The organism is Klebsiella sp. D5A, from assembly GCF_001620885.1.
Classification (GTDB): Bacteria; Pseudomonadota; Gammaproteobacteria; order Enterobacterales; family Enterobacteriaceae; genus Klebsiella; species Klebsiella variicola.
The window spans coordinates 212,824-227,623 of record NZ_LOAR01000003.1 but is presented as its reverse complement, the minus strand read 5'-3'; the positions used below and the strand labels follow the sequence as shown (position 1 = coordinate 227,623).

The window sequence follows — 14,800 nt, the reverse complement described above, 5'->3', positions numbered from 1 at the left end:
AACAGAAATGATACAATTTTGTTATATTGCGTCAGCAATCACGTTTTGCTGACGCCAGGGAAAATTACGAGCTGAAATGGCCCTGCAGACGGTAGCGCGCGCCGGGGAACAGCAGGCGAGCGTGAGAGACAATATGCGTCTTCGACCAGGTGCGACGGCGAATGAGCAGGCAGGGATCGTGCGGCAGAATGCGCAGCAACGCGCACTCCTCTGACGTCGCCTGCACCGCCTCGACAATATGTTCGCCTTCGGTTAATGGCGCGATCAGCGACAGATAATCATGCGGCGTGGTAGTGGTGTAATCCTGTAACAAGTAATCCGGCACCACCGCAGCATTCACGCAGCGATCTTCGATTTGTACCGGAACCTCGTTTTCGAAATGCACCATCCGTGAATGAAAGATACGCGTGCCTTCGGCGACGGTGAGCGCCTCCGCCTGAATGAGATCGGCTTCGGTCTCCTCCAGCAGCAGCACTTCACAGCGGTGCTGATGGCGACGAGAGACAATTTCATCGGCAATGCTGCGCACTTCAAACAGCGCCGACTGCCCTTTCGGCTCGGCGACGAAGGTCCCGACCCCCTGCAGCCTGACCAGCAGGCCTTCATCCGTCAGCTCGCGCAGCGCGCGGTTGATGGTCATCCGGCTGAAGCCGAACTGGGCAACCAGTTCAGCCTCCGAGGGAATTCGGTCGTGCGGACGCCACTCGCCGCGGTAGATTTTTTCGCTAATCGCCTGCTTCACCTTTTCATAGAAAGGCGCGGGCGCGGAACGAGGTTGTTGTGCAAACATGGCCTGGCTTTCCTTATGCATAATAAGCGGAGCGGCGAAGCGAAAATAATAGCGCGGATCGCTAGCGCCACCAATGGGCGATTTGCCATGCCAGACGGGCCGCCGCGCGGGCACCCTGTCCGTCGATGTCAAATTGCGGATTAAACTCGACCAAATCCACCGCCTGCAGCTTTCCGCTGCGGCACAACGGCTCAACGATGCGCAGCAGGATTGCCAGCGGCACGCCCAGCGCCGCCGGCGCGGAAACCGCCGGCATTTCGCGCGCCGGCAGCACGTCGAGATCGATGGTCAGATACAGACGATCGTACTGCGCGATATTGCGCTCCAGCTCCGGCAACACGTGAGTGTCGAAGTCCGCCAGCACCGCCAGATCCTCAACGACAGCCACCTGGCGGCGCGCTGCTTCATCCCATAGCGCCTGGGTGTTCGCCGCCCGGCTGACGCCGATGCAGGTATAGTGAAAACCGCGCTGCTGGGCGTCACACTCCAGCGCCAGCTGGCGGAACGGCGTCCCGGAGCTGGCGCATTCGGCAAAGCGTAAATCCAGATGCGCATCGAGATTAATAATGCCCACTTTTTCGCCCGGGAAGGCATCCAGTACCCCAGCGCCGTGGCCGAAGGCCGTCTCGTGGCCGCCGCCCAGGACCAGCGTACGTTTACCGGCACGCTGGCAGGCGGCCACCGCCTCGCGCAGCGCCTGATGCGCGGCTTCTAACTGTTCGCCGTCGACGCTGATGGTGCCCATATCCACGCAGCGGTCGTGGCCCTGATGGCTGGCCATATTGGCCAGCGCCCGGCGCAGCGCTTCCGGACCATGCCCGGCGCCGGTACGACCTTTGTTACGCCGGACGCCTTCGTCACAGGCGAAGCCGAGCAGCGCGATATCGCCGGGCATCTCCTGCGGCGCGAAGCGTTCCGCGCGGGCGATAGTCTGGAACAGGCGCAGCGCATTGGGCGCTTCCGCGCTATCATCGCGTCCCTGCCAGAGACTGGCGGGCGTAGCTTGCCACAGCATCATTGCCGTTCTCCTCGTACCACGCGTCCCCAGAGCGGCGCGCGCCCCGGCTCATACACCATCTCGACCGGATGCTCGGCATCCCAGATGGCAAAGTTAGCCACAAAGCCCGCCGCCAGCTGACCGTGGCTGTCCTGCCGCCCCAGCGCCCGCGCGGCATGGCGCGTTACCCCGGCCCAGGCCTCTTCCGGCGTTAAACCAAACTTGACGCAGGCCATGTTCATCGCCAGATGCAGGCTGGCGAAGGGGCTGGTGCCGGGGTTGAAATCGGTCGCCACCGCCATCGGCACCTGGTATTTGCGCAGCAGTTCCACCGGCGGTTTGCGGGTTTCATTAAGGAAGTAGAACGCGCCGGGGAGCAGAGCTGCCACGGTGCCGCTTTCGCGCATCGCCGCCACGCCCTCTTCCGTCAGATACTCGATATGGTCGGCGGACAGTCCGTGATAGCGGCTCACCAGCTGCGCACCGCCCAGCGACGAGAGCTGCTCAACGTGGCCTTTTACCGGAATGCCCAGCGCCTGCGCCGCCTGAAATACGCGCTCGGTTTGCTGCGGGCTGAAGCCAACTTTTTCACAGAAGACGTCAACGCTTTCAAACAGTCCCTCCTGCCACAGCGTCGGCAGTATGGTCTCGCAGACCAGTGAGATATAGCCATCGGCATCTCCTTGATGTTCCGGCGGCGTGGCGTGGGCGGAGAGCAACGTCGCCGACAGTTCCACGCCATTGTCGTCGGCCAGCTGGCGGGCGACCCGCAGCATTTTGCGTTCGTTTTGCAGATCGAGACCGTAGCCTGATTTAATCTCCAGGGTGGTCACCCCTTCACGCAGCAGGCGCGCCAGACGCGTCTGCGCCAGCGCCAGTAGTTCAGCTTCGCTGCTGTCGCGCGTGGCGTGCACGGTGGAATTAATCCCACCGCCGTTAGCGCTGATGGTTTGATAGGAGACGCCGTTCAGCCGCTGCTCCCACTCCTGCGCCCGGCTGCCGCCAAAGATCAGGTGGGTATGGCAGTCGATTAAACCCGGCGTAACCAGCCGGCCTTCGAGATCGATACTGCGCCCGCCGGGAGCGTCAGCGTCGGCGACAATTGCCTCAATGCGGCCATTGCGCACCAGCAGCGCATGGCGCTCCAGCAGACCGTAGGGTTGAGAGTAATCAGGGTTCAGGGTGGCGAGACGCGCGTTTCGCCAGATAACGCGTTCAGAGGTGGCTTGAGTCATAGCGCTTAACTTGTCATGGGTTGTATAGACATTTATTTTCATAACGCCGATAAAGTCAACAATAGCGCGGGGAAATGTTATTTTTTTGTGACTAAAGACCATCCAGCAGGACTGAACGTTGCGTAAAGACGGTAAGTTTTTCCGCCCATGTCTTCCCGTTTCGTTCAAGTTAGTATAAAACAGCAGGTTTTAAAGGACTTATACCCTGGCGTCTCAGCCGGGGTATTTCACTACGCTTAATTTTGCCCGGAGCAACATGAACACATATTCCGTTTCCCGTCTGGCGCTGGCGCTGGCCTTCGGCGTGACGCTGTCCGCCTGTAGCTCGACGCCTGCCGATCAACAGCCCTCTACGCAGACTGCACCGGGCACCACCGCGCGTCCCATTCTGAACGCCGATGAAGCGAAAAACTTTACCCCGGCGGCCTATTTCCAGTCGCTGACTCCCAATGCCGCGGCCTGGACGCCATCTGCCATCAGCCTGCCGGCGCAGCCTGACTTTATCGTTGGCCCGGCGGGAACCCAGGGCGTGACCCATACCACCGTCCAGGCGGCGGTCGATGCGGCGATTGCCCGTCATTCAAATCGCCGTCTGTTTATTGCCATCATGCCTGGCGAGTACCCGGGAACGGTTTACGTACCGGCGGCGCCTGGCGCCCTGACCCTGTATGGTACTGGCGATAAACCGATTGACGTGAAAATCAGCGAAGCCATTGATTCTGAAATGGATCGCAACACCTGGCGCCGTCTGGTCAATCCGGGCGGTAAATATATGCCAGGCAAACCGGCATGGTATATGTTCGATAGCTGCCAGAATAAATCCGCGGCCACCGTCGGCGTGATGTGCTCCGCGGTCTTCTGGTCGCAGAATAACGGCCTGCAGCTGCAGAACCTGACCATCGCCAACAACCTTGGCGACAGCGTCGACGCCGGTACTCACCAGGCCGTCGCCCTGCGCACCGATGGCGATCAGGTGCAGATCAACAAGGTCAATATTCTTGGCCGTCAGAACACCTTCTTTGTGACCAACAGCGGCGTGCAGAACCGTCTGCAGGATAACCGCCAGACCCGCACCCTGGTGACCAACAGCTACATTGAAGGCGATGTGGATATCGTGTCCGGTCGCGGCGCGGTGGTATTTGATAACACCGATTTCCGCGTGGTGAACTCGCGTACCCAGAAAGAAGCCTATGTTTTCGCGCCGGCTACCCTGAAGAGCGTGACCTACGGCTTCCTGGCGACCAACAGCCGCTTTACCGCGTCCGGCGATAACGTCGCGCAGCTGGGCCGCGCGCTGGACGTTGACGGCAACAGCAATGGCCAGGTCGTGATCCGCGACAGCGTCATCAATGAAGGCTTTAACATCGCCCAGCCGTGGGCGGCAGCGGTCGGTTCAAACCGTGCCTTTAGCGGTAACGTTGGCGCAGTAGATGCCAAAGGCAATCTGCAGCGCAACCTCAACGACAATAGCGTCAATCGCATGTGGGAATATAACAACCGCGGCGTGGGAAGCACTGTGGTCGCCGAGCCGAAACAGTAACGCGCAACAAGCGTGAACCATAATAAAAGAGAGGGCGATGCCCTCTCCCAGACTGCTGACAACGTGCAATCTTCAGGAATTGCCCGGCGGCGCTGCGCTTGCGCGGGCCTACAGCTAACTGCATAACGGTTTGATATTGAAGTCTTTCGTAGGCCGGGTAAGGCGAATGCCGCCACCCGGCAGAAATGCGAGCACAATGACGAAACAGGTTTGTCGTCAGCCAGAGAGGGGGCGATGCCCCCTCTTCTCTTTTGCGTGTTCTCTTTTGCGTACTGCACGTCACGCCGTCAGGCGGTTCGCCATTTGCGGGTCAGCGGTTTTTCCAGTTCAACGATCAGGAACATCGCGAAGCCGATGATGAAGGTGATCACCCAGTAGCGGAACGGCAGCCCGGTGGTACCGAACAGCATCTGCATAAACGGCGCATAGATAATCAGCAGCTGCAGCACCAGCAGCACGCCGCTGACAATCCAGATCCCTTTGTTAGCCAGCAGACTTTTCGTCAACGAGAAACCATCCGACACGCGGCAGTTCAGCATATAGAACCATTGGGCGGTGACCAGGGTCTGCAACAGCACGGTACGGATAAACTCCGGCGAATAGCCGCGCGGCTGCAGCCAGGCTTCGAGAATAAATGCGCTGACCGCAATCATCGACCCCACAAACGCCACGCGCCAGATGGCAAAGCCGTCCATGACGTGAATTTTCGGATCACGCGGCGGCCGCCGCATAATATTTTTCTCACCGGCTTCAAACGCCAGACCAAACGACAGCGTGGCGGAAGTGGCCATGTTCATCCACAGGATCAGCACCGGCGTCAGCGGCAGTACGTTGCCCGCCAGCAGCGCGATCACGATCAGTAACCCCTGCGCAAGGTTGGTCGGCATGACAAAGAGAATGGTTTTCTTCAGGTTGTCATACACCCGACGCCCCTCGCGGACCGCGCTGGCGATGGTGGCGAAGTTATCATCGGTCAGCACCATATCGGCGGCTTCCTTGGTCACCTCGGTCCCCTTGATCCCCATCGCCACGCCGACGTCAGCCTGCTTCAGCGCCGGAGCATCGTTCACCCCGTCGCCGGTCATCCCGACAATCTCTTTCTTGCTCTGCAGGGCCTGCACCAGGCGGAACTTATCTTCCGGGCTGGTTCGGGCAAAGATATCATACTGCTGCGCGGCCACGCTCAGCTGCGCGTCGTCCATCACCTCCAGTTCGCGCCCGGTAATGGCATTCCCCGCATTGCCAATCCCCAGCATCTTGCCGATACTCATCGCCGTTTGCGGATGGTCGCCGGTGATCATCTTCACGCGGATCCCGGCCTGCAGGCAGTCGGCAATCGCCGTGATGGCCTCCGGACGCGGCGGATCCATCATCCCGGCAACCCCTAACAAAATCACCCCCTGCTGCAGATCCTGATGGGTTAGTTCCGTCTGGCCTGCGGAAGCCGGCTTCCAGGCCGCGGCCACCATCCGTAGCCCTTCCCGGGCGTACTCTTCAATTTTGCCTTCCCAGTACGGTAGATCCAGCGGCTGCAATCCGCTGTCGCTCTGCTGATATTGACACAGGCGGAACAGGACATCCGGCGCGCCAGTGACCAGCACCACCTCCTCTTCACCCAGCCGGTAGAGGGTCGACATGTATTTATATTGCGAATCAAAAGGAATTTTACTGCGCAGCTCGCTGGTCAGCGGCGGCAGAGTAACCTTCGCCGCCAATACCTTCAGCGCCCCCTCGGTCGGGCCACCGGTGATTTTCCACAACCCGCTCTCATCTTTAATAAGCTGACTGTCGTTACACAGATCGATGGTACGCAGATAGCGTTCGAACAGCGTGCCAGGCGCGACCGCGACCGGCGTCGGGTCATCAATGGCGTGGATCTTACCGACCGGCTCATAGCTATCCCCTTCCACCCGATAGACGCTGTCCGCGGTGATCACCGCCTTCACCGTCATTTCGTTCATGGTGAGGGTCCCGGTTTTATCCGAACAGATAACCGTCATCGCGCCGAGGGTTTCCACCGTCGGCAGCTTGCGGATAATCGCTTTCTGGCGCGCCATCGCCTGCACACCGAGCGACAGAATAATCGAGATAATCGCCGGCAAGCCTTCCGGGACTGACGCCACCGCGAGGCTAATCAGCGACAGCATCAGTTCGGAGACCGGCATATCGCGGAACAGCAGGCTAAAGACGAACAGCGCCGCCATCATCATCAGAATGAGGATAAAGATGGCTTTGCCCAGCTTGTCCATTTGCACCAGCAGCGGCGTACGGTGTTTTTCAATGCCCGCCATCATCTGGTTGATGTGACCCAGCTCGGTATCGCCGCCGGTCGCCACCACGATCCCTTTGCCCGCCCCTGAGCTGACGGTGGTACCGGAAAACAACAGGTTGCTGCGATCGCCGAGCGGTAAATCGCCGCTCAGCGGCTCGGTGGTTTTTTCCACCACCGTTGACTCCCCGGTGAGGATGGCCTCTTCCACCCGCAGGTTGTGCGCCTCAATCACCCGTAAATCAGCGGGGATACGGTCGCCGGCGCGGATCACCACGATATCGCCGGGTACCAGCGAGGTGGTGGGGATGGTTTCATGGTTACCCTGGCGGATCACTACCGCTTCGCTGGACAGCATATTGCGGATACTCTGCAGCGATTTCTCCGCATTACTTTCCTGGATGAAGCCAATCAGCGCATTGACGACCGCCACCGCGAGGATCACCGCCATGTCGATCCAATGGCCCATCACCGCCTTCAGCAGCGCCGCCGCCAGCAGCACGTAGATCAGTACATCGTTAAAATGCACGATAAAACGCAGCCAGGCTGGCTTACCCGGCTTCTGCGGCAGGGCGTTTTCGCCATACTGCTGCAGGCGTGTGGCCGCTTCTGTCCCGCTAATGCCCTCCGGCGTACTTTGCACGCTGGCGAGCGTCTCCTCGACGGAACGCTGATAGAAGGGCGCCCCCGGTTTATCTGTATTCATACTCTCTCCCTCGATTTCTGAAGCGGAAGTCAGGACGACATCCCGCCGTCATCAGCGCACAACGAAAACCGGTACATGGGCGTAGCGCACGATGTTTGCCGCTTCAGAGCCCAGAAGATGGGTCTGGATCCCCGGATTGCGCGAACCGACAATCACCACGTCCGCTTTCAGCTCATCGGCCAGGTCAATCACTTGATCGCGAATATTGCCACTGCGCACATAAAGATGGCTGGTCTCTTCCGCCAGAGAATTTTTCTTTACCAGATCGCTGAGTTTTTCCTTAGCGGTAGAAATCAAATGCTCTTCCATCTTTCGCGCATCAGAGATAAATCCACGCGTTAATACCGGTGAAAATGCCGGAATAACATGCACAAGATGAATTTGCCCGGCAGAGTGCTGGGCGAGGAATTTCGCATGAGAGAGGGCTTTGTCGGCCAGGCCTGCATCAAACACGTCAACGGGAACAACGATATTTTTATACATGAGATAATCCTTTTATTACCAATACAATGCGTAGTGATGAATAGCCCCATACTTGGGGAGGAAGCAAATCTCAACAACAGAAGCGGCAAGCGGAATCGATGTTATTAAACGTAGCACAGGAAAATTAACATTAGAAAATGAGCCATTAATAGACTGAAAAATATTATAAAAGCCCGCGAAAGCCCGCAGATCTCCTGCCCTTAACCCCTTGACGCCAACAGCGACGCGGTATTCTCTTTTTTAACACTTCATGTTTTCTCCGACTATGCTGATTACAAGCAGGAGTGCCGCACCGAATGTCCGACGGTCACACATTGTGCCGGGCGAAATGACATTCGCGGTTCGGGTGGGAGTTAAGGGAGAAAATCATGTTTGGTTATAGCCTGTTACGTCTGGGATTGTTTGTCGCGCTGGCCATTGTCGCCTGTACACTGGTAGGACTATTCACCTATCTGGTTGTCGCCGCCCTCGCAGAATAAGCGTGCGCCGCCTAATAAAAACGTAAAATAAATCATGAGTCTGAGGGGAATACTGTGAACCGTTATTTTTCTCTCATCCCGGTTGTTATTTTATTAACAACCGCTTGCGATCAGAAAGCGCCGTCCGTCGAAGCCGCTCCCCGGATGGTCAAGGTGGCGCAAGTCACCGCCGTGGGTAACACCCAGCAGCGGACGTTTCCAGCCCGCATCGAGTCTGGCGACTCCACCGAACTGTCGTTTAAACGGGGTGGTCAGGTGGAGTCACTGGATATTCGCCAGGGTGCAACCCTAACTCAGGGACAAACGCTGGCGCGTCTGAATGCCCGCGAAGCCCAGCAGCGGGTCAATGAGCGACAAACGGCGGCAACCCTCGCCCAGCGTCAGTTTGATCGTTTCCAGACCCTGGCAGGACGTCAGGCGATTTCCCAGGCGGAGATGGACGTGCAGCGCGCCAATCGCGATGCCGCCAACGCGGCCTTGAAAATTGCCCGTGAAGAGCTGGCGCAAATGAGTCTCACCGCCCCCTTCGGCGGGATTGCCGCCGGCGTGCATATCCGTAATCATCAGGTGGTCGCCGCTGGCCAGCCGGTGATTACCCTGACGCGTACCGACCTGCTCGATGTGGTCTTCAGCATTCCGGAAAATCTGTTCACCTCGCTCGATATCCGCAATACCGCCTACCGCCCCGTCGTCAGGATCAATACTCTGCCGGGCCGCGAGTTTACCGCGGAATACAAAGAGCATACCGGCAGCAGCGACAACAGCACCCTCACCTGGCAGATCATTTTAACCATGCCGCGACCAGATGATTTTCCCACCGTCGGCGGGGTTAGCGGCACCGTGACGGTCAATCTCGGCAATTTGCCGGCCAGCGCCGGACGGGAAACCCTCGTAGTGCCCGTGGAAGCAGTGTTTAACCCCGATAACCGACCGAAGAATGAACCGGTCGTCTGGGTGGTAAAAGGCGAAAACGCCCATCTGTATCTTGAGGAGCGCAGAGTCACGGTCGGGGAAGTGACCTCGCAGGGAGTGATGATCACCGAAGGGCTCCGTGCGGGCGAACAGGTGGTTGCAGCGGGGGTAAGCGAACTCCACGACCGGCAGCCGGTGCGGATCTGGACGCGTGAACGAGGATTATAAATGGACATTTCCCGTCAGTTTATTAACAACCCGACCCGCGTCTGGTTAGCCATTTTGCTGTTGGGGGTGGGTGGCCTGTTCGCCCTGCTCAATATTGGCCGCCTGGAAGATCCCGCCTTCACCATCAAAACGGCGGTGATCGTCACCCACTACCCTGGCGCGTCCGCTCAGCAGGTGGAGGAGGAGGTGACCCTGCCGCTGGAAAACGCGATTCAGCAGCTTCCCTCGCTGGATAACGTCAGCTCCATCTCCTCGAATGGCTTATCGCAAATTACAGTGAATATTGCTTCGCAGTACCATTCCAGCGAACTGCCGCAAATCTGGGATGAGCTGCGTCGCCGCGTCGGTGACGCCAGCCGGCTTTTTCCCCCGGGGGTAGTCCCCTCCTTCGTCAATGATGACTTTGGCGATGTGTTTGGCTTTTTCTTCGCCATTTCGGGCGACAGTTTTACCAATCCTGAGCTGGTGCGCTATGCCGAGCAGTTGCGCCGTGAGCTGGTGCTGGTGCCGGGCGTCGGCAAAGTCGCCATTGGCGGCGCGATTCCACAGCAGATCAATGTTGATATCTCGCTGGCGAAAATGGCGGCGCGCGGTATTACGCTTAACCAGCTTGCCGCTATCCTGACCCGGCTCAACGTGGTATCCAGCGCCGGGGAGATCCGCGCCGGCAGCGAATCGATCCGCCTTCACCCCACCGGGGAGTTTCAGAATATCGATGAACTGGGGGATCTTCTGGTCAGCCCTCATGGCGCCAGCGCCACCACCCGACTGCGGGATATTGCCACGTTGTCGCGCGGGCTGACCGACTCTCCCTCCAGTATCTATCATGCCAACGGCCGCCAGGCGGTGACCATGGGGGTCTCCTTTATCCCCGGGGTCAACGTCATTGACGTGGGGCATGCCCTCGAAGCCCGACTTCAGCAGATGGCCGCCGATAAACCAGCGGGTATCGATATCGCCATTTTTTACGATCAGGCGGCAGAGGTCGCCCACTCGGTCAATGGCTTTATTACCAACTTCCTGATGGCCCTGGCGATCGTCGTCGGCGTGCTGCTGGTGTTCATGGGGGTGCGCAGCGGGATCATTATTGCTTTGTCGCTGGCGCTCAACGTCCTCGGCACTCTGCTTATCATGTATATCTGGGGGATCGAGTTACAACGGATCTCGCTCGGGGCGCTGATCATCGCCCTGAGTATGCTGGTGGACAATGCCATTGTCATTGTCGAAGGGGTGCTGATCGCCCGCCAGCAAGGCTCTCCGCTGCTGGGCGCAATTAATTATGTGATCCGCCGCTCCGCCCTGCCGCTGCTCGGCGCCACCGTTATTGCCATCCTCGCCTTCGCGCCAATTGGCCTCTCACAAGACTCCACCGGGGAATATTGCAAATCCCTGTTCCAGGTGCTGCTGATCTCCCTGATGCTCAGCTGGTTTTCCGCCCTGACCATCACGCCGGTACTCATCAAGTGGTGGTTGTTTAAAAACGCCCCGTCGGCCGAGGCGCCGAAGGAAAAAGCCGATCCCTACCGCGGCCGCTTTTATCGCGGCTATCAGCAGACGCTGCGAATACTGCTGCAGCAAAAGACCCTGACGCTGGTGCTGATGGGCGCGCTGTTAGCCGGGGCGATCTGGGGCTTCACCTTCGTCCGGCAGAATTTCTTTCCGTCATCGAATACGCCCATTTTCTTTGTCGACCTGTGGTTGCCCTACGGTACCGATATTAACGCCACCGAGCAGATGACCCGCGATATTGAGCGGTCGATCGCCAGCCAGCCGGGGGTGGCTACCACCGTCTCCACCATTGGCCAGGGCAGTATGCGATTTATTCTCACCTACAGCGGGCAGCGCCAGTACAGCAACTACGCGCAGATTATGGTGCGGATGGACGACCAGCGCAGTATCGCCCCCGTCACCCGCCACGTCGAGGCCTGGATTGCCAGAAACTACCCGCAGGTGAACGCCAGCACCAAACGCATTATGTTCGGCCCGTCCGGCGATAGCGCGATTGAAGTGCGCATTAAGGGCCCTGATCCGGATACCCTGCGCGCGCTGGCCAGTCAGGTGGGCGACATTCTCGCCGCGGATCCGGCGACCGACAGCGTACGTAACGACTGGCAGAACCGCAGCAAGGTGATCCGCCCGCAATACTCTCTGGCGTTGGGACGTGAGCTGGGGGTGGATAAACAGGATATTGATAGCGCGCTGGAGATGAATTTCTCCGGCAGTCGCGCCGGGTTATATCGCGAGGGCGCCGACCTGCTGCCGGTTATCGTCCGTCCGCCGGAAGCGGAGCGACAGGATGCCAATCACCTGAATAACGTGCTGGTCTGGAGCCAGAGCCGGCAGCAGTATATTCCGTTGAGTAACGTCATCCATGGCTTCTCGCTGGAGTGGGAAGATCCATTGATTCTCCGTCGCGATCGCACCCGCGTGCTTACCGTTCAGACCGACCCCAGCCCGCAAAGCGGCCAAACGTCGGGCGATATCCTTGCCAGGGTGAAACCACGCATTGACGCGCTGACGCTGCCGCATGGCTACCGCATCGAATGGGGCGGCGATGCGGAGAACTCCAGTGAAGCGCAGCAAGGGCTGTTCACGACCCTACCGCTTGGCTATCTGGTGATGTTTATCATTACGGTGCTGATGTTCAGTTCGCTGAAAAACGCTGTTGCCATCTGGCTGACCGTCCCGCTGGCGCTGATCGGCGTCACGCCCGGTTTTTTGCTGACCGGCATCCCTTTCGGCTTTATGGCCTTAATCGGCCTGCTTAGCCTCAGCGGTATGCTGATCCGCAACGGCATTGTGCTGGTGGAAGAGATAGAGCAACAAAAACAGGAGAAAGATCAAAGACAAGCAATCATTGATGCGGCAACCTCTCGTCTGCGGCCGATCCTGCTGACCGCCTTTACTACTGTGCTTGGCCTTGCCCCGCTGCTGCGCGATGTCTTTTTCCAGAGTATGGCGGTGGTGATCATGTTCGGCCTCGCCTTTGCCACCGTACTGACGCTACTGGTTCTGCCGGTAATTTACGCTTGCTTCCACCATAAGGATATGACGCCTCAACGATGAACAGTACCGGTCTCAGCATTATCAAGACATTAGGCTGTATGACAGCGGTGACCTTTTTCACTATCTATAACACCTGGGATCACTATGATTATGACTATCACTGGATCCTCGGGCTGCTGACCTTTATCTCGACCATCGCGACGCCGTTGTTTTTTGTGGTGGCTGGTTATCTTGATGCACAGACGCGTCACGATGCTAACTGGCAAATCGGCAAAATTAAAAGCGTGGTCATCGTCTTTCTGTTCTGGGTAACGGTCTATTATGTCTGGGAGCCTTATCAGCGCGGCTACCTGATCCAGCCCTGGTTTATTTTCGCCCTGATCGTGATCTATACCTTCCATCCCTTTATCGCCTGGCTCAGCCAGCGGCGGGGCCTGTTTTTCACCGTGGTTCTGACGCTGCTGTGCTGCGCTTATGGTTACGACCTGCTCTCGGTGCTCTACCCGGACAAACATCTCTTCAGCCTGCCGCCGCAGTATCGTCTGTGGACATGGCTACTTTTTTATTTAACCGGGCAGTTGTTTAACGATCCGCGAGTCACGGAGTGGATACGCGACCCGCGGGTGATTAAAGCCTCCATTATCGCCCTGCCCTTTGTCTATTTATTTACCTGGTTTTATGAACGCCATTTTTTCTTCGCGCTGTTTAAAGCCGATCGCAATGCGTTCATTCTGACGGGATCGCAAATTTATATTCTGATCGTCCTGCTGGTGATCGCCGCTAACGCCGTGCAGTTTAAAAAGAACCGCGAACTGAAGGAGGCGGTGCTGGCGACGGTTAGCAAAGCGATGACCGGGGTCTATATTCTGCACTACTCCGTTTTCCACCTGCTGGTGATGCTGATCCCTATTCACTCGTTAGCCACCAAGCTGGGCGTGATTGCGCTAACGTTTATCCTGTCGGTGCTCATTTCTCTCGCTGTGCTCTCCAGCACGCTGCTCAAGAAGGTGATAACCCTGTGACAAACGACGCGGCAACTTAGCGGAAACTCCACTGGATGCTAATCACAAACACGCTGGGAATAATGATGCCGCTCTCAAGGGCGAAATAGTCGGTAAAGTTGTACTGAATGGCATGGTAGATATAGGGGGAAAAGCCGATCCCGGTGGCGTCCTTAAAATCTTTGTAGGAGCCATGATCGCCGCAATGCTCAAAGGCGTCGAAGAAGAATTCGCCGGTGTAGCCGTAGACCCCTTTAAAGGTCCATCCACTGCCGTTGTGGTACCAGTCTCTTCTCACCCCCAGCGCCAGGCAACGATCGTCGAAACTATTGTTCATCGTGCCAATCAGCAGACTATATTTCGAATCTTCCGAGAATTTCCGCTCTACCGAGAAAAAGTGGTTTTCAAAATTCTCAGTATATTGTCCGTGGTTATTGGTCAGATGGTAAACATAGGAACCAGTATTTACCGAATAGAGATTAATTTCTTTCGCCTGCGCGAAAGCGGCTAACCCGGCCAGGAGCATCACGCTTTTACCACGCATCATCCCTCCTCAGTCCTCTATGCCTGTCCATGAACAGAATGCTTTTGCCGTATTTACCGGTCGTTATGCTGGTGCGACACCCGACAGGAAAATGGGGGAAGATAACCGTGCCGAAATGAAAATGGAGTTCCAGAAAAGCGTAGCACACGCCTAATCCGCCAACAAACCGACCATGGCGATAGCGGAGTGGTTGATATTTCTCTCTTTACTATATTGTGCAAAAAACAGACAAAACCTCACCTGTTTTCCGCTATGCTCAGGGTCCGACGCGGAAGTTAGCCACCTGTCGACGACAGAGTTGCTGTGTACCCCTTCCTGCGTCGGCGCTCTTTCTGCTCAAGTGACGTAAACCGACAGAGCCCGTATTCCGATCGGGTCTGCGTCATTATCCCCTGTCTGATTGCCCTGTATCCGCATCCTGCACAGAACCGCTTTTTTGTACAAGTTAATAAAATTAAAAATACCTTTAAAATCAACAAATAAAATTAAAACGAAAAAATAAATCGTCTCGCTGTACATATCGCTATGAAAAAAGTTGTACATCCTGAGATCACCGACTATAGTTTTTGAGTGTTAACTGCTTGTTGCGCAACAAAGCGGGAACGCTAAA

At 57.2% G+C, this 14,800-nt stretch carries 10 protein-coding genes; 4 read left to right on the top strand and 6 right to left on the bottom strand.

What is annotated here, in order from left to right; all coding sequences use genetic code 11:
• Positions 1-64: 64 nt before the first annotated feature.
• The 3 genes from AS136_RS04655 to hutI all read right to left on the bottom strand — a co-directional run bounded on the left by AS136_RS04655 (position 65) and on the right by hutI (position 3,124).
• On the bottom strand, positions 65-790 hold the full coding sequence (locus AS136_RS04655; protein WP_008805728.1) for a histidine utilization repressor: 726 nt from the start codon (positions 788-790) through the stop codon (positions 65-67).
• 61 nt (positions 791-851) lie between these two features.
• Positions 852-1,808 (bottom strand): formimidoylglutamase, encoded by a 957-nt coding sequence (hutG, locus tag AS136_RS04650; RefSeq protein WP_008805727.1) that lies wholly within the window; start codon positions 1,806-1,808, stop codon positions 852-854.
• Positions 1,805-3,124: an imidazolonepropionase gene (hutI, locus tag AS136_RS04645; RefSeq protein WP_199487194.1), complete on the bottom strand. Its 1,320-nt coding sequence runs from the start codon at positions 3,122-3,124 to the stop codon at positions 1,805-1,807. Before hutI ends, hutG begins: the two co-directional genes overlap by 4 nt.
• 154 nt (positions 3,125-3,278) lie before the next feature.
• Here hutI and AS136_RS04640 point away from each other — a divergent pair, with 154 nt between their 5' ends.
• The gene (locus AS136_RS04640; protein ID WP_008805725.1) at positions 3,279-4,562 is read left to right on the top strand and encodes a putative acyl-CoA thioester hydrolase; all 1,284 of its coding nucleotides are present in this window, start codon (positions 3,279-3,281) and stop codon (positions 4,560-4,562) included.
• A 287-nt stretch (positions 4,563-4,849) separates the two neighbouring features.
• On the opposite strand, the gene AS136_RS04635 is transcribed toward AS136_RS04640, so the two are convergent.
• On the bottom strand, positions 4,850-7,537 hold the full coding sequence (locus AS136_RS04635) for a cation-transporting P-type ATPase (protein ID WP_063266675.1): 2,688 nt from the start codon (positions 7,535-7,537) through the stop codon (positions 4,850-4,852).
• A 51-nt stretch (positions 7,538-7,588) separates the two neighbouring features.
• The gene (locus AS136_RS04630) at positions 7,589-8,020 is read right to left on the bottom strand and encodes a universal stress protein (RefSeq protein ID WP_008805723.1); all 432 of its coding nucleotides are present in this window, start codon (positions 8,018-8,020) and stop codon (positions 7,589-7,591) included.
• Positions 8,021-8,553: 533 nt separating this feature from the next.
• Here AS136_RS04630 and AS136_RS04625 point away from each other — a divergent pair.
• From AS136_RS04625 to AS136_RS04615, 3 genes are read left to right on the top strand one after another with little or no spacing between them, the layout of a single operon-like run.
• A complete protein-coding gene (locus AS136_RS04625) occupies positions 8,554-9,639 on the top strand; it encodes an efflux RND transporter periplasmic adaptor subunit (protein WP_012542406.1) in 1,086 nt (361 codons plus the stop codon).
• Complete coding sequence (locus tag AS136_RS04620) at positions 9,640-12,705, top strand: efflux RND transporter permease subunit (protein WP_012542407.1); 3,066 nt, start codon at positions 9,640-9,642, stop codon at positions 12,703-12,705.
• A 38-nt stretch (positions 12,706-12,743) separates the two neighbouring features.
• Positions 12,744-13,667 carry an acyltransferase gene (locus AS136_RS04615; protein WP_162493330.1) on the top strand — a complete coding sequence of 308 codons (924 nt, stop codon included), beginning with the start codon at positions 12,744-12,746 and terminating at the stop codon, positions 13,665-13,667.
• Positions 13,668-13,683: 16 nt separating this feature from the next.
• On the opposite strand, the gene AS136_RS04610 is transcribed toward AS136_RS04615, so the two are convergent.
• Positions 13,684-14,190, bottom strand: coding sequence for a hypothetical protein (locus AS136_RS04610; RefSeq protein ID WP_012542408.1), 507 nt, complete (start codon positions 14,188-14,190; stop codon positions 13,684-13,686).
• Positions 14,191-14,800 lie beyond the last annotated feature (610 nt).

Coding starts and splice junctions, on each gene's coding strand:
- AS136_RS04655 (WP_008805728.1), bottom strand. CDS start 790: ATGTTTGCACAACAACCTCGTTCCGCGCCCGCGCCTTTCTATGAAAAG.
- hutG (WP_008805727.1), bottom strand. CDS start 1,808: ATGATGCTGTGGCAAGCTACGCCCGCCAGTCTCTGGCAGGGACGCGAT.
- hutI (WP_199487194.1), bottom strand. CDS start 3,124: ATGGTCTTTAGTCACAAAAAAATAACATTTCCCCGCGCTATTGTTGAC.
- AS136_RS04640 (WP_008805725.1), top strand. CDS start 3,279: ATGAACACATATTCCGTTTCCCGTCTGGCGCTGGCGCTGGCCTTCGGC.
- AS136_RS04635 (WP_063266675.1), bottom strand. CDS start 7,537: ATGAATACAGATAAACCGGGGGCGCCCTTCTATCAGCGTTCCGTCGAG.
- AS136_RS04630 (WP_008805723.1), bottom strand. CDS start 8,020: ATGTATAAAAATATCGTTGTTCCCGTTGACGTGTTTGATGCAGGCCTG.
- AS136_RS04620 (WP_012542407.1), top strand. CDS start 9,640: ATGGACATTTCCCGTCAGTTTATTAACAACCCGACCCGCGTCTGGTTA.
- AS136_RS04615 (WP_162493330.1), top strand. CDS start 12,744: ATGACAGCGGTGACCTTTTTCACTATCTATAACACCTGGGATCACTAT.
- AS136_RS04610 (WP_012542408.1), bottom strand. CDS start 14,190: ATGCGTGGTAAAAGCGTGATGCTCCTGGCCGGGTTAGCCGCTTTCGCG.